At 39.1% G+C, this 21919-nt stretch carries 15 protein-coding genes; 9 read left to right on the top strand and 6 right to left on the bottom strand.

Features of this window, described 5'->3' with window-relative positions; translation table 11 throughout:
- Nucleotides 1-83: 83 nt before the first annotated feature.
- The 3 genes from aceB to aceK all read left to right on the top strand — a co-directional run bounded on the left by aceB (nucleotide 84) and on the right by aceK (nucleotide 4851).
- Nucleotides 84-1676, top strand: a complete 1593-nt coding sequence (gene aceB, locus GWJ05_RS04325; protein WP_036934607.1) for a malate synthase A — start codon at nucleotides 84-86, stop codon at nucleotides 1674-1676.
- A gap of 69 nt (nucleotides 1677-1745) precedes the next feature.
- Nucleotides 1746-3053, top strand: coding sequence for an isocitrate lyase (aceA, locus tag GWJ05_RS04320; protein ID WP_036934605.1), 1308 nt, complete (start codon nucleotides 1746-1748; stop codon nucleotides 3051-3053).
- A gap of 76 nt (nucleotides 3054-3129) precedes the next feature.
- Nucleotides 3130-4851 carry a bifunctional isocitrate dehydrogenase kinase/phosphatase gene (gene aceK, locus GWJ05_RS04315; protein ID WP_036934601.1) on the top strand — a complete coding sequence of 574 codons (1722 nt, stop codon included), beginning with the start codon at nucleotides 3130-3132 and terminating at the stop codon, nucleotides 4849-4851.
- A gap of 81 nt (nucleotides 4852-4932) precedes the next feature.
- Here aceK and GWJ05_RS04310 read toward each other — a convergent pair whose 3' ends face one another.
- From GWJ05_RS04310 to iclR, 3 genes are all read right to left on the bottom strand, one after another.
- The gene (locus tag GWJ05_RS04310; RefSeq protein ID WP_036938828.1) at nucleotides 4933-5574 is read right to left on the bottom strand and encodes a bifunctional 4-hydroxy-2-oxoglutarate aldolase/2-dehydro-3-deoxy-phosphogluconate aldolase; all 642 of its coding nucleotides are present in this window, start codon (nucleotides 5572-5574) and stop codon (nucleotides 4933-4935) included.
- 78 nt (nucleotides 5575-5652) lie between these two features.
- On the bottom strand, nucleotides 5653-7509 hold the full coding sequence (gene edd / locus GWJ05_RS04305) for a phosphogluconate dehydratase (RefSeq protein WP_052038440.1): 1857 nt from the start codon (nucleotides 7507-7509) through the stop codon (nucleotides 5653-5655).
- Nucleotides 7510-7822: 313 nt separating this feature from the next.
- Nucleotides 7823-8659, bottom strand: coding sequence for a glyoxylate bypass operon transcriptional repressor IclR (gene iclR / locus GWJ05_RS04300; RefSeq protein WP_036934598.1), 837 nt, complete (start codon nucleotides 8657-8659; stop codon nucleotides 7823-7825).
- Nucleotides 8660-8912: 253 nt separating this feature from the next.
- Here iclR and metH point away from each other — a divergent pair, with 253 nt between their 5' ends.
- Both metH and GWJ05_RS04290 read left to right on the top strand, forming a co-directional pair.
- Entirely contained in the window at nucleotides 8913-12590 is a 3678-nt protein-coding gene (gene metH / locus GWJ05_RS04295) for a methionine synthase (RefSeq protein ID WP_036934594.1), read from the top strand.
- 128 nt (nucleotides 12591-12718) lie between these two features.
- Nucleotides 12719-13297, top strand: a complete 579-nt coding sequence (locus tag GWJ05_RS04290; protein WP_036934591.1) for a hypothetical protein — start codon at nucleotides 12719-12721, stop codon at nucleotides 13295-13297.
- A gap of 174 nt (nucleotides 13298-13471) precedes the next feature.
- Here the strand turns inward: GWJ05_RS04290 and GWJ05_RS04285 are convergent, their stop codons facing one another.
- Both GWJ05_RS04285 and lysC read right to left on the bottom strand, forming a co-directional pair.
- Nucleotides 13472-13699 (bottom strand): hypothetical protein, encoded by a 228-nt coding sequence (locus tag GWJ05_RS04285; RefSeq protein ID WP_036934590.1) that lies wholly within the window; start codon nucleotides 13697-13699, stop codon nucleotides 13472-13474.
- Nucleotides 13700-13842: 143 nt separating this feature from the next.
- The gene (lysC, locus tag GWJ05_RS04280) at nucleotides 13843-15222 is read right to left on the bottom strand and encodes a lysine-sensitive aspartokinase 3 (protein ID WP_036934589.1); all 1380 of its coding nucleotides are present in this window, start codon (nucleotides 15220-15222) and stop codon (nucleotides 13843-13845) included.
- A gap of 265 nt (nucleotides 15223-15487) precedes the next feature.
- Between lysC and pgi the strand changes: the two genes are divergently transcribed.
- The 3 genes from pgi (at nucleotide 15488) to ubiA (ending at nucleotide 18748) form a co-directional block, all read left to right on the top strand.
- Entirely contained in the window at nucleotides 15488-17134 is a 1647-nt protein-coding gene (gene pgi, locus GWJ05_RS04275) for a glucose-6-phosphate isomerase (protein ID WP_036934588.1), read from the top strand.
- Nucleotides 17135-17355: 221 nt separating this feature from the next.
- The gene (ubiC, locus tag GWJ05_RS04270; RefSeq protein WP_036938822.1) at nucleotides 17356-17865 is read left to right on the top strand and encodes a chorismate lyase; all 510 of its coding nucleotides are present in this window, start codon (nucleotides 17356-17358) and stop codon (nucleotides 17863-17865) included.
- Nucleotides 17866-17893: 28 nt separating this feature from the next.
- On the top strand, nucleotides 17894-18748 hold the full coding sequence (ubiA, locus tag GWJ05_RS04265; RefSeq protein ID WP_036934587.1) for a 4-hydroxybenzoate octaprenyltransferase: 855 nt from the start codon (nucleotides 17894-17896) through the stop codon (nucleotides 18746-18748).
- Nucleotides 18749-18850: 102 nt separating this feature from the next.
- Here ubiA and plsB read toward each other — a convergent pair whose 3' ends face one another.
- Complete coding sequence (gene plsB / locus GWJ05_RS04260) at nucleotides 18851-21334, bottom strand: glycerol-3-phosphate 1-O-acyltransferase PlsB (RefSeq protein ID WP_036934586.1); 2484 nt, start codon at nucleotides 21332-21334, stop codon at nucleotides 18851-18853.
- Nucleotides 21335-21464: 130 nt separating this feature from the next.
- On the opposite strand from plsB, the gene GWJ05_RS04255 reads away from it, so the two are divergent.
- On the top strand, nucleotides 21465-21836 hold the full coding sequence (locus GWJ05_RS04255; protein ID WP_036934584.1) for a diacylglycerol kinase: 372 nt from the start codon (nucleotides 21465-21467) through the stop codon (nucleotides 21834-21836).
- The last annotated feature ends 83 nt before the right edge of the window (nucleotides 21837-21919 follow it).

Genomic DNA, 21919 nt, shown 5'->3' with positions numbered 1-21919 from the left:
ATAAAAATGGAATTCATTTTTGATTTTTGTGAAAACTGCATTAATCTTAATCAGGTGTGTAAACGATTTTAGGGGAATGCCGAATGTCACAATCGTTAATAATAGAAGAATTAAATTTTACGCAATCTTTTGGTGAACAGGAAAAAGAAATAATAAATCATGATGTTAAGTGTTTTTTAACTGATTTGGTAAGTCACTTTTCAGAGAGAAGGCATGCATTATTAGCAGAAAGGGATCATTGGAAAAATAAAGTTGATAACGGAATGCTCCCTGATTTTATTTCGGAATCGAGTTCCATTATAAATTCAGAGTGGAAAGTAAACCCAATACCTAAAGATCTGCAAGACCGTCGTGTCGAAATAACCGGACCTGTCGATCGCAAAATGGTTATCAATGCATTAAATGCCAATGTGAAAGTCTTTATGGCAGACTTTGAAGACTCTTTAGCGCCTACGTGGGATAAAGTGATTGATGGACAAATCAATTTGCGCGATGCGGTCAAAGGCACCATTTCTTATACGAATGAACAGGGTAAATGCTATCAACTCAATGCATCACCAGCAGTATTGATCGCTAGAGTTAGAGGGTTACATCTTCCTGAAAAGCATGTCTTATGGCAGGGGAAACCCATTGCTGGCGGGTTATTTGATTTCGCATTGTATTTTTACCATAACCATAAAGCACTGTTAGAAAAAGGAAGTGGGCCGTATTTTTACATTCCTAAATTGCAAACCTGGCAAGAGGCTAAATGGTGGAGCGATGTTTTTCATTTCACAGAAAAACGTTTTGGTTTAGCTATAGGTACGATTAAAGCTACCGTATTGATTGAAACCTTACCGGCTGTTTTTCAAATGGAAGAAATTCTCTTTCACATGAAAGAGCATATTGTCGGGCTTAACTGTGGTCGTTGGGATTATATTTTCAGTTATATCAAGACATTAAAAAATTATCCTGATCGTGTATTACCTGATAGACAAGGGATCACGATGACTCAGCCTTTCTTAAGTGCTTATTCTCGTTTACTTATTCAAACTTGCCATAAGCGTGGTGCTTTTGCGATGGGAGGAATGTCGGCTTTTATTCCAAGTCGAGATCCAGAGCAAAATGGTGTCATTTTGAAAAAAGTATTTGATGATAAAGAGCTTGAGGCAACAAATGGCCATGATGGTACTTGGATTGCCCATCCGGGACTAGCTGAAACGGTATTAGCGGCTTTTGATGCAGTGTTGGGATCTCGTTCAAATCAACTCGATGTGCAACGTAATGAAAAAATAACAGCTGACATGTTATTAGCGCCTTGTACTGGTGAACGCACAGAAAAAGGGATGAGAGCTAATATCCGTGTTGCTGTGCAATATATCGAAGCGTGGATCTCTGGCAATGGTTGTGTGCCTATCTATGGATTAATGGAAGATGCCGCAACAGCAGAAATATCACGTACCTCTATTTGGCAATGGATCCGCCATCAAAAAACACTGTCTGATGGGCAAATCGTGACTAAAGATCTTTTTCGTAACATGCTGAAAGAAGAGCTTGAGGTGATACGTCAAGAAGTCGGTGATACACGTTTTGAAGAGGGGCGTTTTAAAGAAGCTGCCTCTTTGATGGATAACATTACAACCCAAGATGAATTAGTCGATTTTCTGACTTTACCGGGTTATCAACTTTTAAATTAAAAAAGATACGCCAAAACGTATTTATAAACTGCAAACATCATCACTACCGTATTTATAGGAGCTGTTTTTATGACTATTAGTAGATCAGAGCAAATCGCCCAATTAGAGAAAGAGTGGGAACAACCTCGCTGGAAAGGTATTACTCGTCCTTATAGCGCTGAAGATGTCATTAAATTAAGAGGTTCGGTTAACCCAGAACATACCTTAGCGCGACGTGGCGCTCAAAGGCTTTGGTCATCATTAAATGGAAAATCGAAGAAAGGTTATGTTAATGCACTCGGTGCTTTAACGGGTGGGCAAGCCTTGCAACAAGCAAAAGCAGGATTAGAAGCGGTTTATCTTTCAGGCTGGCAAGTTGCTGCAGATGCTAACACCGCGGCAAGTATGTATCCTGATCAATCTTTATACCCTGTTGATTCAGTGCCTAATGTTGTTCAGCGTATTAATAATACCTTTAGACGTGCAGATCAAATTCAATGGTCAAATGGTATTGGCCCTCAACATAAAGACTATATTGATTTTTTTCTTCCTATTGTGGCTGATGCGGAGGCTGGCTTTGGGGGAGTATTAAATGCTTTTGAATTAATGAAAGCCATGATTGAAGCTGGGGCAGCGGGGGTTCACTTTGAAGATCAGTTAGCTGCTGTAAAAAAATGTGGCCATATGGGGGGAAAAGTATTAGTTCCAACCCAAGAGGCTGTACAAAAGCTGGTTGCAGCACGTTTAGCTGCTGATGTATCTGATGTGCCAACGTTATTGGTTGCAAGAACAGATGCTGATGCTGCTGATCTCTTAACTTCAGATTGCGATCCTTATGATAGTTCGTTCTTAACAGGGGAACGTACACCTGAAGGCTTCTTCTGTACTCATGCAGGTATCGATCAAGCTATCAGCCGAGGTCTAGCTTATGCGCCTTATGCTGATCTGGTGTGGTGTGAAACATCGCTCCCTGATTTGAAAATGGCGGCTAAATTTGCAGAAGCTATTCACGATAAATATCCCGGAAAAATGCTGGCTTATAACTGTTCACCTTCCTTTAATTGGAAAAAGAATCTTGATGATCGCACGATTGCACATTTCCAAGATGAGCTCTCGGCAATGGGATACAAATTCCAATTTATTACTTTAGCAGGGATTCATAGCATGTGGTTCAACATGTTTGATTTAGCACATGATTATGCCAAGGGCGAAGGTATGAAACATTATGTTGAGAAGGTACAACAAAAAGAGTTTGCTGCACTTAATCAAGGTTATACCTTCTCATCACATCAACAAGAAGTAGGGACCGGTTATTTTGATAAAGTGACGACGATTATTCAAGGTGGTATGTCTTCTGTGACGGCATTAACGGGCTCAACAGAAGAGCAGCAATTCTAAAGTTTAAAAATATTGTTCTCTCTTTTTGTGGTGATAATTCAGGAGCAGGATGCTCCTCTTTTTCGTGAGGTTGTGAATGACGCCGGAAGATTTGATTGCTCAAACAATTTTACAAGGTTTTGATGCTCAATATGGTCGTTTCCTTGAGATAACGTCAGGAGCGCAATATCGTTTTGAGCAAGCAGATTGGCACGGTGCTCAGCTAGCGATGAAAGAGCGCATCCGTTTATATGATAATCATGTTGGATTAGTGGTTGAACAGCTTAGGTCTATTCGTCATGATATTGATAAAGAAAGTTTTTTTTTACAAAAAGTAAAAGAAAACTATACATTATTACTCCCCAATTATCCTCGATTTGAGATTGCAGAAAGCTTTTTTAATTCTGTTTATTGTCGTCTATTTCATCATCGTGAATTAAATAAAAAAAACCTCTTTGTTTTTTCCTCGCAACCTGCTTATCGCTTTACACAAGCGCCTCGACCGTTATCAAAGCAGTTTGTTATTCAAAGTGATTTGGCGACATTGTTGCATGACATTCTATCACGTTTACCTTTACGATTGCCGTGGCAAAATAAGCAACGAGATATTACTTCAATCTGTAATGTGCTTAATGCCCAATATTCTTCTTTGCAGTTACACAATGCGGTATTTCATATTGCAAATGAACTATTTTATCGTAATAAGGCTGCTTGGCTAATAGGTAAAATTGTGATTGATAATCAATATATTCCGTTCTTATTACCTATTCATAATATTGAACAACAATTGTTGATTGATACTTGTTTGATAACCGCAGATGAAGCCAGCATTGTCTTTGGTTTTGCCCGTTCTTATTTTATGGTTTATGCCCCATTTCCTGCGGCATTAGTCGCATGGCTAAGAGATATATTACCGGGTAAATCTATCGCTGAGCTTTATATGTCTATAGGATGCCAAAAACACGGTAAAACAGAATACTACCGGGAATACCTTGCTTTTATGAATTTTTCATCGGAGCAATTTATCGAAGCACCTGGAGTAAAAGGTATGGTGATGTTGGTATTTACGTTACCAACGTATGATCGCGTTTTTAAAGTCATCAAAGATAAGTTCGCACCACAGAAAACAATCACAGCAGAGCGCGTAAAAGAGTGCTACCAGTTGGTTAAAGAGCACGATCGTGTTGGACGAATGGCGGATACTCAAGAGTTTGAGAATTTCGTGATCGATAAGAAAAGAATTAGTCCTGAATTAATGGTTATTTTGGAACAAGAGATCCCCAATAAATTAGAAGATCTGGGTGATAAATTACTGATCCGTCATCTTTATATGGAACGAAGAATGACGCCACTTAATATCTATATGGCGCAGTGTGATGATAATCAACTTAAAGCAGTCGTTGAAGACTACGGGCAAGCATTAAAAGAGCTTATCGCTGCGAATATTTTTCCCGGTGACATGTTATTTAAAAACTTTGGTGTAACTCGTCATCATCGTGTTATTTTCTATGATTATGATGAAATTAGTTATATAACAGATATGAATTTTCGGGCGATCCCGCCAGCTCGTTATCCTGAAGATGAATTAGCCAGTGAACCCTGGTATAGCGTTGCACTTAATGATGTTTTCCCAGAAGAATTTCGTTATTTTTTATGCAGTGATAAGCAAGTTTGTTGTTATTTTGAGGCTCAACATCGTGATCTTTTATCACCAGAGTATTGGCAACAACAACAGCAAAGAATTAAAGAAGGGTATATTGAAGATGTTTACGCTTATTCTCAAACTAAGCGATTTGTTTATTGTGATCCGTCAGGATAAAAAAGGTTAAACAAAGATAGGCATAAAGGGGATGGGGGATGCCTATCTTTATTGGGCTAAATATATTTTTTATTACAAAAATTAGCGCTGAGCGCCAGCAACGGCTTCTTTAGCTAATTCAGTAATACGCTGGAAATCACCTGCTTTAACCGCATCATTAGGGACTAACCAGGAGCCACCAATACAAAGTACGCTTTCTAGCGCAAGATAATTACGATAATTATCTGGTGAAATGCCTCCAGTTGGGCAAAAGCGAACTTTTGAGAATGGTCCTGCAATCGCTTTTAATGCTTTAACACCCCCATTAGCTTCTGCTGGGAAAAATTTAAATTCATTTAAACCGTAACTCATCCCTAGCATTAATTCAGAAACCGTTGAAATACCTGGAATTAAAGGAATATTCCCCGCAACAGCTGCTTTAAGTAGTGCATCTGTTAATCCAGGGCTAATAGCAAATTGAGCGCCTGCCTCAGTAACTTGTGCTAATTGTTGCGGATTAATCACAGTTCCTGCACCTACAATGGCTTCTGGCACTTCTTTTGCAATACGGCGGATGGCGTCAATAGCGCAATCTGTACGTAATGTGACTTCTAAAACCCTTACGCCACCTGCAACTAAAGCTTTTGCAACTGGTACCGCTTCATCAATATGATTAATAACAATAACAGGAACAACTGGCCCTGATTTTAGTACAGACTCTGCACTCGTATTCCAATGATTCATCATTTGTATTTCCTAATTAGAAAATGGTGAGCAAATGAATTAAATCTGCTCCTCGTTAGGTATTAAAACTTGTTGGTATTAAAAATCAATACAACAAGCACCTTGTTCAGCTCCGGATAAATGACGACGCAAATTCACAAACAGTTCACGGCCACAGCCTATATCATTTGCACTTAAATCAGGCACTTTATCTTGGCGAGCATTGAGTGTTTGTTCATCAACAAGGAGTGTTAACTCACCGGTTTTACCATCAACACGAATGATATCGCCATCGTGTACTTTGGATAATAAACCACCATTAATAGCTTCTGGCGTGACATGAATTGCAGCTGGTACTTTACCTGATGCACCTGAAAGTCGACCATCAGTCACTAATGCGACTTTGTAGCCTTTATCCATTAATACCCCCAGTGGCGGCATTAATTTATGTAATTCTGGCATACCGTTGGCTTGTGGCCCTTGATAACGTACAACCACCACACAATCTTTATTTAACTCACCTGCTTCAAATTTAGTGGCAATATCATGTTGGCTATTAAAGACAACAGCAGGTGCTTCGATAATTTTATTCTCATCAGGGACAGCAGAGGTTTTCATTACAGCTCTACCTAAATTACCTTGCATTACTTGTGTGCCACCATGTGAGGAAAAAGGTGTATTGATATCAGCGATGACATCTTTATCTAAAGAGCTTGTCGAACCTTCACGCCAATCGAGCTTACCCTCATTTAGCCAAGGTTCTAAGGTATAACGTTCAATACCAAATCCTGCAACAGTATTGACATCACGATGAATTAAGCCTTTTTTCAGTAGTTCACGAATAATCAGTGCAATACCACCTGCGGCTTGAAACTGGTTGATATCAGCAGGTCCATTAGGATAAATGCGAGCAATCAGTGGCACGACTTGTGAAAGTTCAGAAAAATCATCCCAATTAATGATAATGCCAGCCGCGCGTGCCATCGCAACTAAATGCATTGTCAGGTTAGTGGATCCGCCTGTTGTTAACAGAGCAATAATGCCATTTACAATCACCTTCTCGTCAACTAATTGACCGATAGGGAGGTAGTTACCGGAGTTCTCAGTAAGACGTACTATTTGGCTAGCTGCCGCCTCAGTCAATGCATCACGTAATGGTGTATCTGGATGGACAAAAGAAGCGCCAGGTAAATGTAGTCCCATCATTTCCATGACCATCTGATTTGAGTTCGCTGTACCGTAAAAGGTGCAGGTACCAATGCTATGGTAAGATGCAGCTTCGGCTTCTAACAAAGCGTTACGATCCACTTTACCTTCAGCATAAAGCTGGCGAATACGTACTTTTTCTTTATTAGGTAAACCACTCGTCATTGGACCTGCAGGAACAAAAATAGCAGGAAGATGACCAAAAGAGAGTGCTGCCATCGTCAGTCCAGGAACAATTTTATCGCAGATCCCTAAATAGAGTGCACCATCAAACATATTATGGGATAAACCAACAGCCGCTGACATTGCAATCACATCACGGCTAAGGAGTGATAACTCCATGCCGTCTTGACCCTGAGTGACACCATCGCACATAGCTGGAACACCGCCCGCAACTTGCCCTACGGCACCAACAGCATGTAATGCTTTTTTAATTTTTTGAGGATAATTTTCATATGGTTGATGCGCTGACAACATATCATTGTAAGCAGTGATAATGGCAATATCATTATGAACCATATTTTTTAGGCGATTTTTATCATCAGCCTGACAAGCAGCGAAACCATGAGCTAAATTACCGCAAGCCAACTGAGCACGATGTACTGTTTGGCTTTTTGCAACTTCAATTTTTTTCAGATAAGCGCGACGGGTCAATTGTGAGCGAGTAATAATACGCTCTGTCACCTGTTTTACAGTCTCGTTAAGCGGAACAAAGTCGTTCTGAATTGGGTCATGGTTTTTAGGGTTCATAATGATGCTTCCTTTATTCACACAGGGTGATCAGCGTTACTATTGGCTATGAAAAGAGAGTATGAGAATTTAGCTATAGTATTTTGTTACCGGTAACATTGTTACGGGTAACAAGATGAGTTGCAATACTCTTAGCGCGTCTTAAACAACATCTGTGATCAACATCAATTTTTTTAGGTGATAAATAACGGTTTTTTTATATTTAACGGAAATAAAGCTTAAAACCTGTCATTTTAAAAAAGCTGAATCGGTTTAATTAAGGAGTTCCTTCCTCAGTGTTATCGTTTTGCAATGAGGAAGGTGATAGATAGGATTAACTTTTTATTCCACCATATTCACGACTAATTTGTTTTGCTGCTTTGATAACCATTGCGCCTAATTCAGTGATGCGTGAATCTGTCATTCTAGATACGGGCCCTGAAAGTGAAATTGCGGCAAAAGGCTGGTGGTGTTCATCATAAATACAAGCGCCAATGCAACGTAGGCCTAAAGCATGCTCTTCATCATCAAAAGAGAAGCCTTGTTTACGGGCCTGCTCTAGGTTTTCTTTTAAAGATGAAGGAAGTGTTCGGGTATGTGGGGTATAGGCCATCAAGCCTTTTTTCTGGAGTAAAGGCAGTAATTTATTTTCTGGTAATGTTGAAAGAAATGCTTTACCGGCACCTGATGCATGCATCGGTAATTTACCACCAATAGGTGCTGACATTCTCATTAGTGCATTACATTGCACTTGATCGACGATTACGGCATCAAATTCAATTTGGTCAAGAATAGCCAGATTGACGGTTTCACCAGAATCTTCCATCAACTGACGCAAAATAGGATGCACCATCACTAAAAGATTACGAGTTTGCAGAAAGCTACTACCAACAATAAAAGCATGTGTACCAACAACCCACAATCCTAAATCTCCAACTTGACGGACAAAACCATGCTGTTGAAGTGTAGTGAGTAAGCGGTGCGTTGTGGAATTGGGTAATCCAGCTTGAAAGGCGAGATCAGTTAGGGCAATACCACCCGGAGATTCGGAAATATATTCCAATAATGTCAGTCCACGACTTAACGACTGAACCGGCCCTCCTTGTGCAGTGCTTTGAGTGGCAGTTGTTTTCGTCTTACGCACTTTTTTATTTGTAGGGGAAACTGTCATGCATACACTCCAGAAATGCTATCCATATTAATATCTATTATGAACTATCTCGCATAATAAAACTCCTCCGATCACTGCATTTTTCAAAACAAAGTGTGTGATAAGAAATATTTATTAAAAGTATTTATTACTGAGTGAAAATCTCTCATCTTCGTCTTAGAAATCTTTGTAAAAAGATATGGTAGGATAAAAAAACAACGAAAGAAAAATAAAGAAATAAGAATAAAAACATTCTCGGTTAAGAGGAAACAACGTGGCAAACATAAAACAACAACTAGTGGAAGCATTAGAAAAACGTATCTTAGTACTTGATGGTGCAATGGGTACAATGATCCAGCAATATCAACTGACAGAATCTGATTATCGAGGTGAGCGTTTTGCTGATTGGGGTTGTGATGTTAAAGGAAATAATGATCTTTTAGTGTTAACACAACCCCAAATTATTGCCGATATTCATGACGCTTATTTCCAGGCGGGGGCTGATATTGTTGAAACCAACACCTTTAACTCGACTTCCATTGCGATGGCTGATTATCAGATGGAGTCGCTCTGTTTTGAATTAAATGAAGAAGCGGCAAAATTAGCGAAAACCTGTGCAGATAAATGGAGTACTTTAACTCCCGATAAACCGCGTTATGTCGCTGGTGTTTTAGGACCAACAAATAGAACGGCGTCCATATCTCCTGATGTTAATGATCCCGCTTTTCGTAATGTTTCATTTGATAAGTTGGTGGTCGCGTATCGAGAAGCGACTCGAGGGTTAATTAAAGGCGGTGTCGATTTAATTATGGTCGAAACTATTTTCGACACATTAAATGCGAAAGCAGCTATTTTTGCGATAAAATGTGAATTTGAATCGCTGAATATTGAATTACCTGTGATGATATCTGGCACCATTACAGATGCTTCAGGAAGAACGTTAACGGGTCAAACCACAGAAGCATTCTACCACTCCTTACGCCATGCCGATGCGCTTTCATTTGGTTTAAACTGCGCGCTAGGCCCTAAAGAATTACGCCAATATATTCAAACACTTTCACAAATTTCTGAAACCTATGTCAGTGCTCATCCTAATGCAGGTTTACCTAATGCGTTTGGAGGCTATGACTTAGACGCTCAAGAAATGGCTGAGCAAATTAAAGAGTGGGCACAATCTGGTTTTCTCAATATTGTGGGAGGATGTTGTGGAACAACACCTGAACATATTCTTGCAATTTCACAAGCAGTAGAAGGTATTGCCCCAAGAACATTACCAACTCTTAAGAAAGCGTGTCGCCTTTCAGGTTTAGAACCTTTAGTGATTGATGAGAACTCATTGTTTGTGAATGTGGGGGAACGAACTAACGTAACGGGCTCTGCAAAATTTAAGCGCTTGATAAAAGAAGGTAATTATCAAGAAGCATTGGATGTTGCGCGTCAGCAAGTTGAAAATGGTGCTCAAATCATCGATATCAACATGGATGAAGGCATGTTAGATGCAGTTGAAGCCATGACACGTTTTCTCAACCTTATTGCTGGTGAGCCTGATATTGCCAAGGTTCCGGTGATGATCGACTCTTCAAAATGGGAAGTAATCGAAGAGGGATTAAAGTGTATCCAAGGCAAGGGAATTGTTAACTCGATTTCTATGAAAGAGGGAGAAGTTCCTTTTCTTGAACATGCTAAATTAGTGCGTAAATATGGTGCTGCTGTCGTTGTTATGGCGTTTGATGAAGTGGGGCAAGCGGATACTAGAGAGCGTAAAATCGAAATCTGTCGCCGGGCTTATCAGTTATTAACAGAGCAAGCAGGTTTTCCACCTGAAGATATTATTTTTGATCCTAATATTTTTGCAGTCGCGACAGGTATTGCTGAACATAATAATTATGCTGTTGATTTTATTGAAGTCTGTGCAGATATTAAATCTCAACTACCTTATGCTTTAATTTCTGGTGGGGTATCTAACGTTTCATTCTCATTTCGAGGGAACGATCCTGTTCGTGAAGCTATTCACTCTGTTTTTCTTTATTACGCCGTAAAAAATGGCATGGATATGGGGATTGTGAATGCAGGACAACTTGCTATTTACGACTCATTGCCTGATGAGCTACGTAATGCTGTAGAAGACGTTATTTTAAATCGCCATGAAGAAAGCACTGATAATCTATTAGCATTGGCAGAGCGTTATCGTGGAACGAAAAGTGATGAACAAAACCATCAACTTGCTGAATGGCGACAATGGGATGTAGAGAAACGTCTAGAATACGCTTTAGTTAAAGGGATCACCGAATTTATTGTTGAAGATACCGAAGCGTGTCGTCAACAGGCCTCAAGTCCGATTGAGGTTATTGAAGGGCCATTGATGAATGGTATGAATATCGTTGGTGATTTGTTCGGTGAAGGTAAAATGTTCTTACCTCAAGTTGTAAAATCAGCGCGAGTGATGAAGCAAGCTGTTGCGTATCTTGAGCCTTATATTCAAGCCACTAAACAAGCAGGTACTTCCGCAGGTAAAATTTTACTGGCTACCGTAAAAGGCGACGTTCACGATATCGGTAAAAATATTGTGGGTGTTGTTTTGCAGTGTAATAACTATGAGATTATTGATTTGGGTGTGATGGTGCCTTGCGATAAGATCCTGCAAACGGCGATTGATGAAAAAGTCGATATTATTGGTCTTTCAGGTCTGATTACCCCGTCACTTGATGAAATGGTGAATGTGGCTAAAGAGATGGAAAGGCGGGGCTTTTCGTTGCCATTAATGATTGGTGGTGCCACAACGTCTAAAGCTCATACTGCCGTAAAAATAGAACCAAATTATAGTCATCCTACCGTTTATGTACAAAATGCATCACGTACGGTAGGTGTTGTAGCTGCTCTATTATCTGAAACTCAAAAAGCTGATTTTGTTGCAAAAACACGGCGTGAATATGAAATAGTACGCCAGCAATACGCTAGAAAAAAACCACGTACACCGCCAGTCTCTTTAGATATTGCGCGATCCAATGCACTCAAAATTGATTGGCAGAATTACACGCCCCCCAAACCGAACCAACTAGGTGTGCAAGAAATTACGGCAAGCATTGATGTGTTGCGTGAATATATCGACTGGACACCTTTCTTTATGACGTGGTCTTTAGCAGGAAAATACCCGCGTATTTTAGAAGATGACGTGGTGGGTGAAGAGGCGAAACGGGTATTTTCTGATGCAAATGCGATGCTGGATAAGCTAAGTCATGAAAACTTACTCACACCTAAAGGGATTATGGGGATCTTCCCTGCTAATCGTCTGGGGGATGATATTGTTATTTATCAAGATGAAAGCCGACAGCATGCGTTATTGCACAGTTGCCATTTGCGTCAGCAAACAGAGAAAAAAGAGTTTCCTAACTACTGTTTAGCAGATTTTATTGCGCCCGTAGAAAGTGGTGTTCCTGACTATTTCGGGGCTTTTGCTGTAACTGGAGGGCTAGAAGAAGACACGCTAGCCAATGCTTATGATAATGCTCATGATGATTACAATAAAATTATGGTCAAAGCGTTATCAGATAGATTAGCAGAAGCTTTTGCTGAATATCTGCACCAACAAGTGAGAACAAAAATTTGGGGTTATAGTCCTGATGAAAATCTCTCTAATGACGAGCTTATTCGAGAAAAATATCAAGGAACACGTCCTGCGCCGGGATATCCAGCTTGTCCTGAACACACAGAAAAAGCGAAAATTTGGCAGTTGCTTGATGTTGAAAATCGCATTGGTATGAAGCTAACAGATGCTTATGCTATGTGGCCAGGTGCTTCAGTATCCGGTTGGTATTTTAGTCATCCTGAAAGTAAATATTTCGCGGTTGCTCAAATACAAAAAGATCAGGTTGAAGATTACGCAAAACGCCGAGGGATGAGCGTGAGTGAAGTTGAACGCTGGTTAGCACCTAATTTAGGGTATGAGTCTTAGTTTATTTCAAGGTCTCAATAATGTAATAAAGAGTGAGGGGATAGTAATATCCCCTTATTATTTCCTCTCGCAGTTCCCACTAAAGGTGTATAAGCTATAAGCCTGTATCAGAAAAAAAGGACATTATGATGAACTATACTTTGTATCTTCAGAAAACCCCACCTGCTGGCGCTGAAGTGCCATTTCCTTCTTTAGCAAAAGGAAATTACCCATTAAGTGAAGTTTTAATTAATGCGTTTTTAAATTTGATGCAACTAACAGGAAGCTTAGATACAGAGACAATTTTAGATGAAAAAGCATTTGATAAAATTTGGCTGAGAGCTGAAATGACACCAGCACGAATTGAAGAGGTGGGGGATTATATTTATCATCAAATTCCTACTTCCCCTGAGCCTGTTGAAGAAGAAATCGTGTTATTTAAACAGGCAATGAAAGAAGAAGAGGCGCTATTAGCCAAAGAGAGTGAAAAAGACGGCAATATCCCTATCCATAAATTTGCTACGAATGATGGTTGGATAGTCACACCAAAAGAGTGCGAAATAATTGCTGCTACACTTACCGCTAAACTACTGGAAGATAACCGGGTTTTTGTTGAAAAAATTGCAAAAATGTCACATCTTGCTCATCGTTCTTTAGAAATCGCTTTAATTGATTTTGGTAAATTTAATCAATTTGCTAAGAAATATGGTGGTTATCGGGTTTATTAAAAAATAGAGAATAGGCTTCTTAGAGAAAGAGGCCTTTTTAATTCTTTAAATTTAAAGATTTTTTGAATTTATTTCTTTTATTTTGTCTATATTATTTTATATTATAGTGTGTTCTTTGATTTTTGATGATTTATTATCTACTTTGTTATCAAGGTAACTAATTGATTTTACGCGCTATTTATCTATCGTTGATGGAGTAAAATCCTTTGCTGTTCCATCCTTTTCAATTTGATATATTGCATTAGTTTTTTGTTCTTTCGATAAGGTTACACTGCTTATTTCTGAATTATAGATATAGGTGATGCTGGCTCTTAAATTCTCCAAATCAGATTTTGAAATTGATTTTTCACTTGCTGCATTTTTTAGAGCATTACAGATGCTAAAGTCATTATATATTTTCATTTTCACTACCTTATTAATTAAATAAGGTGTTTATTTTAATAAGTGATAAAACAATGACTTTAAAACTTTTATCTTTTTTAAACCCAAGGTTAAAAAAAGAGAAATAATTATTTATCTCTCTTTTATATATTATTAGTTATTAATTAAAATAACGTATCATGCAATTTACGTACAATATTATCCGCATCTTTGCCATCAACTAATAAACATAAATTGTGAGTACTTGCACCATGGCTAATCATACGAATATTATAATCTTCTAATGTACCGAAAATCTTAATACCTAAACCATTTACCTGTGAAAGTGAATTACCAATCACGGCAACTAATGCCAGATCTTCTTCTACTTCAACACGGCATAATGCAGAAAGCTCGGTTAATAATGCATTAGTTAATAAACTACCTGATGAATTGGTTGTACCTGTTGTATCAAGGGTTAAAGCAATACTGACTTCAGAGGTTGTTATCACATCAACCGAAATATGGTGGCGCGATAAAATGGTAAAAATTTCAGCTAAGAAGCCACGCGCATGAAGCATTTTTAGGCTATGTAACGTGAGTAATGTTTGCTTTCTACGTAGTGCAATCGCACGGAATACAGGTGGATTTTCTGTTTGAGCACAAACTAAAGTTCCCCCTTCTTCAGGGGCTTTGCTTGAACCCACAAACACTGGAATACCACTACGAACGGCGGGCAATAATGTGGCAGGATGCAAAATTTTAGCCCCAAAGGTAGCCATCTCTGCCGCTTCATCGAAAGCAATTTGATCAATACGATGCGCCTCTGGCACTATTCTTGGGTCGGTGCTGTAAATACCTGGTACATCCGTCCAGATATCTACACGAGACATGCCTAGTGCTTCACCAATCAGAGCTGCAGTATAGTCACTTCCACCACGCCCTAGGGTTGTGGTTCTCCCTTTTGGTTCTTGGCCAATAAAGCCTTGTGTGACAATAACGGTTTCTTCTAAACGAGGTTGAATAAGACTTTGTGTGAGTTCTGTGAGTTGCACCATATCGGGTTCGGCATGACAAAATAGATCATTCGTTTTCATCACTTTTCTGACGTCAAACCAATCTGCTTGTATGCCTTTTTCACGTAGTAACTCAACAAAAAGTAAGGTTGACATTAATTCGCCATGACTGACAAGTTCGTCTGTTAATGCATCAGAAGTTGCTAATGCAGCCGCTTCAGAGAGCATCTCAATATTCTCAAGCAGGCGATTTATTTCTTGTGAAATAATTTCTGGCTGAGAAAGTTGATTGATAATCGCGTACTCAATATCACGAACTTGTGAAAGTAAAGCCTCTCGTTGTGTGGGTTCAGTGCCAGCTGCAAGTTCAATCAGTAGGTTAGTGACTCCTGCAGATGCGGAAAGGACGACGACACGAACAGACTTTTGTTTCAGGATAATATCTGCACATTTTTCCATTGCTGAATAGTTAGCAACACTGGTGCCACCAAATTTAGCGATAGTGTATGGCGAAGATGAAGATGAAGGCGTAGCAGTATTATCAGTCATTGTCGTATTCCTTTAAGCAAAAATGAGATGTTGGACACAATTAGGAATATCGGTTATTAAGTAGAGAGTCAATGCGGAGTGAAGAATAATCAATTTAATTAATAATCAGCTTCACATTATCGGTTTTACCAATGTAGGTAATTAGTACTAGATTTGTTGATTGGTTTTGACCAATATCATCAAATGAGAAAGAATTGACTGTAACTATTAAATGTCAGGCTACAATCTGAGAATATTGGATTGTAATCTTAAGAGAGTATTGTGAATGAAAAATGTAAACCCAACTCAAACCCTAGCTTGGAAGGCATTAGAAAACCATTATTCGGTGATCAAAGATACCGAGATGAAAACGCTTTTTGCTCAGGATCCATCACGTTTTGAGCAATTCTCAAAAATGTTTTCAGACCACATTCTAGTGGATTTTTCAAAAAACCGTATTACGAAAGAAACATTAGAGAAATTGCAGGCTTTGGCTAAGGAATGTGATGTAGAAGGTGCGATAAATAGCATGTTTGTGGGTGAAAAAATCAACCGCACTGAAGATCGTGCTGTATTGCATACTGCATTACGTAATCGTAGCAATACTCCCGTCATTGTTGATGGCAAAGATGTTATGCCAGAAGTTAATGCAGTACTGAATAAAATGAAAAAATTCAGTGAGCGTATTATTAGTGGTGAATGGAAAGGTTATACAGGCAAAGCAATTACTGATGTTGTCAATATTGGTATCGGTGGCTCTGATCTTGGCCCTTATATGGTAACAGAAGCATTACGCCCGTATAAAAATCACCTTACTATGCATTTCGTTTCGAATGTTGATGGTACACATATCGCCGAAACACTGAAAAAATGCGATCCCGAAACGACATTATTCTTAATTGCATCAAAAACATTTACAACACAAGAGACCATGACAAATGCGCACTCTGCAAGAGATTGGTTCTTAGCCTCGGCTAAAGAGAGTGCTTTTGTTGCTAAACACTTTGTCGCTTTGTCCACGAATAGCACAGAAGTTGAAAAATTCGGTATCGACACTGCCAATATGTTTGAATTCTGGGATTGGGTGGGTGGGCGTTATTCATTATGGTCAGCCATTGGTTTGTCTATCGCATTATCTGTTGGTTATGACAACTTTGAGCAATTACTCGAAGGTGCGCATGCTATGGATAATCACTTTAGAACCGCTGATGCTGAAAATAACATTCCGATGATCCTTGCTCTGATTGGCATTTGGTATAACAATTTTTTTGGCACAGAAACTGAAGCGATTCTGCCATACGATCAGTACATGCACCGTTTTGCAGCGTACTTCCAACAAGGCAATATGGAATCAAATGGTAAGTATATTGATCGTGATGGAAACAAAGTCAATTATCAGACGGGGCCTATTATTTGGGGTGAGCCGGGTACAAATGGCCAGCATGCGTTTTATCAACTGATACACCAAGGCACAAAAATTATTCCTTGTGATTTTATTGCGCCTGCGATTAGCCATAATCCACTATCAGATCATCACGCTAAATTAATGTCTAACTTCTTTGCTCAAACAGAAGCATTGGCCTTTGGTAAAACACGCGAGCAAGTAGATACAGAATTTGCAGCTGCAGGAAAAGATCCTAAAACGATGGGCTATGTTGCACCTTTTAAAGTGTTTGAAGGTAATCGTCCAACTAACTCTATATTGTTAAAAGAAATTACGCCTTATTCTTTAGGCGCATTAATTGCGATGTATGAACATAAAATCTTTGTACAAGGCGTTATTTTTAATATCTTCACTTTCGACCAATGGGGGGTTGAATTAGGTAAACAGCTTGCTAATCGTATCCTTCCTGAATTAAAAGGTAAGGAAAGTGTTAACAGCCATGATAGTTCAACAAATAACCTAATTAATCGTTACAAAGCTTGGCGTTAATCGAATAAATTGAATATAAGTAGTTGGTTAGATACAAAGGAGGTTTTATGACCTCCTTTGTTTTTTTGATCAGTGAGTGCTCAGTTTGATTTTCTTTTAACGCTTTTTTAGATTATTTATGCGAAATGTTATCAGCTTTTAACTTCCCTTAGTCACATCATGATATCCTTATGGATCATGATTCACACAAGCTAGGATCATCGACGCGCGATGATGAAATAATGTTCAGAAAATCAATAATTACACCTGCTCCTATCCATTGGTTGCCCAGTGAGGAACATGAAAGTATTAATGAAAGTACATTAAGCTGGTTAATGGAATTAGGCTCAATGACACGGCGATTTGAGCAATATTGCCAAAAAGTCACTGTAATGCCTTATCAAGAAGGATTTATTGACTTTATTGAGTCTGCTGATGAAAAAACCTGTCTACCCAAAAGTCAGCGTTATTGGTTAAGAGAAGTGGTATTGTGTGGTGACGATATTCCTTGGTTATTAGGGCGGACGTTAGTACCCGAAGAGACCCTGACAGGCGAAGATAGAAAACTGGTCAATCTCAGAACTGTTCCACTTGGGCGTTATTTGTTTCAGGAAACAACCTTAAGTCGCGATTTTATTCATATCGGGCAACAAAACGGGTATTGGTTACGCCGTTCTCGTTTCCAGCTTTCAGATAAACCTTTATTATTAACTGAGGTATTTCTACCTGCATCACCAGTGTATGAGAAGTAATTAGGGGGAGCTAAAATTGGAGGGAAGTATGACGCAAAGTAAATGGCAAGCATATAGCCGTTTAATGCGTATAGATAAACCTATCGGAGCGCTATTATTACTTTGGCCAACTTATTGGGCTTTATGGATTGCTGCTAAAGGCTTTCCTGATTGGCATATCCTGATTGTTTTTACTATTGGCGTGTTCTCTATGCGTGCTGCTGGGTGTGTAATAAACGACTTTGCTGACCGAAAAATTGATGGCAGTGTTGAACGAACTAAAAATCGACCATTACCTAGTGGGGCTGTGACAGAAAAAGAGAGCAAAATTTTATTTATTGTTTTGGTTCTCTTATCTTTTGGATTAGTCCTAACACTCAATACGATGACCATTTGGCTCTCTGTTGCAGGGCTTGCGCTCGCCTGGTTTTATCCTTTCGTTAAACGATTTAGCAATCTGCCTCAACTGATTTTAGGTATGGCTTTTGGTTGGTCAATTCCTATGGGGTTTGCGGCTGTTTCTGAAAGCTTACCATTAGTATGTTGGTTATTATTTTTGGTCAACATTGTTTGGTCTGTAGTTTACGATACGCAATATGCAATGGTTGATCGTAATGATGATATAAAAATTGGTGTTAAATCTACTGCCATTTTATTTGGTCGTTATGACAAGATTATTATCGGTATTTTACAGCTTGTGATGTTGGCATTATTAGTTTTTATCGGTATCTTATTGAATTTAAAGGGTATTTACTATTGGTCGCTATTATTAGTGACTGCCTTGTTTATTTATCAACAAAAGCTTATAGCAGAGCGTGAAAGAGCGCCGTGCTTCCAAGCTTTTATGAATAATAACTATGTTGGTTTCGTTTTATTTGCAGGTATTTTATTTAGTTATTTTTAAGATAAGTAAGCGCTAAACTATTCTCTACGATTAAGTCAAAACAAAAAGGGATAAGCAATGAGCTTATCCCTTTTCTATAACAAGTCATAACGTTATGACTGATTATTTATTAGCTTTAGGTTCACTTTTTTCATCAATTATCTGTGCTGAATTGTTATCTTCAGTGACACCAACACTCTCAATAGTTAAGCGGATCTCTGGTGACATCAATTTAGCAATCACTTGGTAAAGAGCAGATGCATCTGCTTTTAGAATATCTTCGTTATCATTGAGATAGCCTTCTTCACGCAGTGTTGAAACTAAGGTGGAGAAAACCGCTTTATCAAAGAATTCAGGTGCGTTGATACCATGCAAGACAGAAAGACGTTGCGCTAGGATACGACTCTCTTTTTCCAGTAATGCCCGACTAATTTCTGGGGCAAAATTGAGTAAAGATAGTGTAATGCCATAACGTTGTAATGTTTCTCTGACGCTGGCTGCTAAAAGTTGCAATGGGCGAATACGTGCTGGATTAATACGTAGTAAACCATCACTATCACAAAAAATTAGACGCTGGCGACACAATTCTGCAATCAAGGTATTAATGACTTCAGGCAATTCTTCTTTCTCATAGCGAATAAACAATTCTGCTTTAATCAGAGGGAAGATTAATTCAACCTGTTTCATTAAATCATCACGATGAATTTTTTCATGATGCAAGATGATACTGGCAATTAATGATGGTGTGACCATTAAGTGGATCGTGTTATTACGGTAATACGTCATTAATACCGCACTTTCACGAGGAAGTACCACAATATCACCCAGACTGTCTTTTTCGACTTGGAATTTATCTGATTGCAGAGCGTGTTCTAATAACGCCTCGGCGCTTTTATTAGACACAATCATGTCTGCAGAATAAGGTACATTGCGTAATAATTGCAGATAACAATTGACTTGCTCTAACAGCTGTTCTCTTGTAAGTGCTCGCTGACGTGATGCTAACAGTGCCGTTGATACCAAGTTAATCGCATTAATTGAGGCTGCATTATTGATATGAACCATAATATTGTCAGCCAGTGCGCTTACTGCTGGGTTTAACCAGCTTGGGCGCTGAGGCTCAATGGGATCAATATCATCACGCCACTGTGGAACCGCCTGATTTAGGTATTGTGCAACAGAGATAGGCTCACCAAAGTTAACGTAGCCTTGACCAAGGTTACGTAATTTACGTAATCCTCTTATCATCTGCATAAAGCCTTCTTTCTCTTTTGTTGCACCACGTAACTCTTTGGCATACGTCGCCACTTCCATAACGTGTTCATATCCAATGTAAATTGGTACAACAGAGATTGGGCGAGTTTCACCACGTAACATTGCTTGTACTGTCATTGAAAGTGTTCCTGTTTTAGGATCTAACAATCGACCTGTACGCGAACGTCCACCCTCAACAAAATATTCAATAGAGTAGCCACGTGTAAATAGCTCACCTAAATATTCACGGAAAATAGTGGAGTACAGCTTATTACCTTTAAAGGTTCTTCGTATAAAGAAAGCCCCTAAACGGCGGAATATCGGGCCTGCTGGCCAGAAATTAAGGTTAATACCCGCTGCGATATGTGGGGGAACCAAGCCTTGATGATAAAGCACATAAGAAAGCAGTAAGTAGTCCATGTGGCTACGGTGACAAGGTACATAAACAATCTCATGTCCATCTTGTGCGAGTTTGCGTACGCGTTCGGCATTATAAACGTTGATACCTTGATAGAGCTTATTCCATGTCCAACTTAGTACGCGATCACTAATACGCACTGCTTCATACGAGAAGTTAGCAGCAATTTCTTCCATGATATCAGTGGCATTTTTACGTGCTTTATCGAGAGAGATTTTTTTCGCTTTTGATTCATCTTCAATGGCTTTTTCAATGGCTTTTGATGAAAGCAATTTATTGAAGAGATCTTGGCGTGCTGGTAATTTCGGACCAACGGCCGCTAAACGCTGGCGAGAAAAATGAATACGCGCAACGCGGGCAAGCTTTCGCGCTATACTGGTGTCAGTTCCGTGTTCGTTCGCCATTTCACGCATTGATACAGTGGGTGAAAAACGAACAAAACTGTCACGCCCCAGCCAAAGGATCGCGATAAATTTTTGGATACCGTTAAGCACACGTAAATGCGGGACGCCATTGTGGCCTTCACGGCCAGGCGAGCGACCAAACATTACAGAAACAGGCAACATTTCGATATCAAGATGCGGATTATTACGATGTGCATCAAGATAAGCGTGGAATGTTTTCACGGAATCTTTACGAGGATCAGGTGAGTAGTAACGGAATACTCTTGGGCCGTCATCAATAAAGACATACGCAGGGAGCTTCGTTCCACTTATCTCAATGGGTTTCAGTGGATCAGGTAATCCTAAAGATAAACATTGCTGTCTTAATGTTAGTAAGTCTGCCTTTGAATGATAAGGCAGCACATAAAGAAAAGATCGCGACGAATCCAACCCTAATTCAGTGATAGGATCAGTCGGAACTCGTTTACTTTTTACCAGTAATTTTAGTGGTAAATTCAATGTGTTATAATATAGTTTACGCCAAGCTGACATAAATAGTTGTAGCCTCTTATTAGCAATACTTCGAAAGCATAACAGAAAGTCTTTCGTAGATCTGTGGTGCTGTGACAATATTAATAGAGAAAAGTGGCAAAATAATCGTTTGTTTTCGATAGAGTTTATTATGACTAATCAAAATAAAGGTCTTACCCGAATCATCAAAGCTGGTGGCTATTCATGCAAAGGCATTCGTGCTGCTTGGATAAATGAAGCCGCTTTTAGACAAGAAGTCATTGTGACCTTGGTTGCAATTATCCTTTCATTTTTCATTGATGTCAGTGGTCTAGAGCGCATTTTACTCGTTGGTTCCGTTGTATTGGTTGTAATTTTGGAACTGGTAAATAGTGCCATAGAAGCAGTTGTCGATCGAATTGGATCTGAATACCACGAATTATCAGGACGTGCAAAAGATATGGGTTCTGCCGCCGTTCTTATTGCTATTATATTGGGATTATTTATTTGGGTAACCATTCTTTGGGGACATTTCTTCGCATAAAGTTAAAAAATTCTATTTTTGTCGAAGAATAATCCAAAGATGCGTATTTTATATTCATTTAAGGTTTCAAATCGTCATATACC

It is taken from the genome of Proteus sp. G2626 (genome assembly GCF_009915985.1).
GTDB classification, from domain to species: Bacteria; Pseudomonadota; Gammaproteobacteria; order Enterobacterales; family Enterobacteriaceae; genus Proteus; species Proteus vulgaris.
Note: the sequence above shows the minus strand (reverse complement) of the source record. Positions and strands in the feature narration are given on the sequence as shown.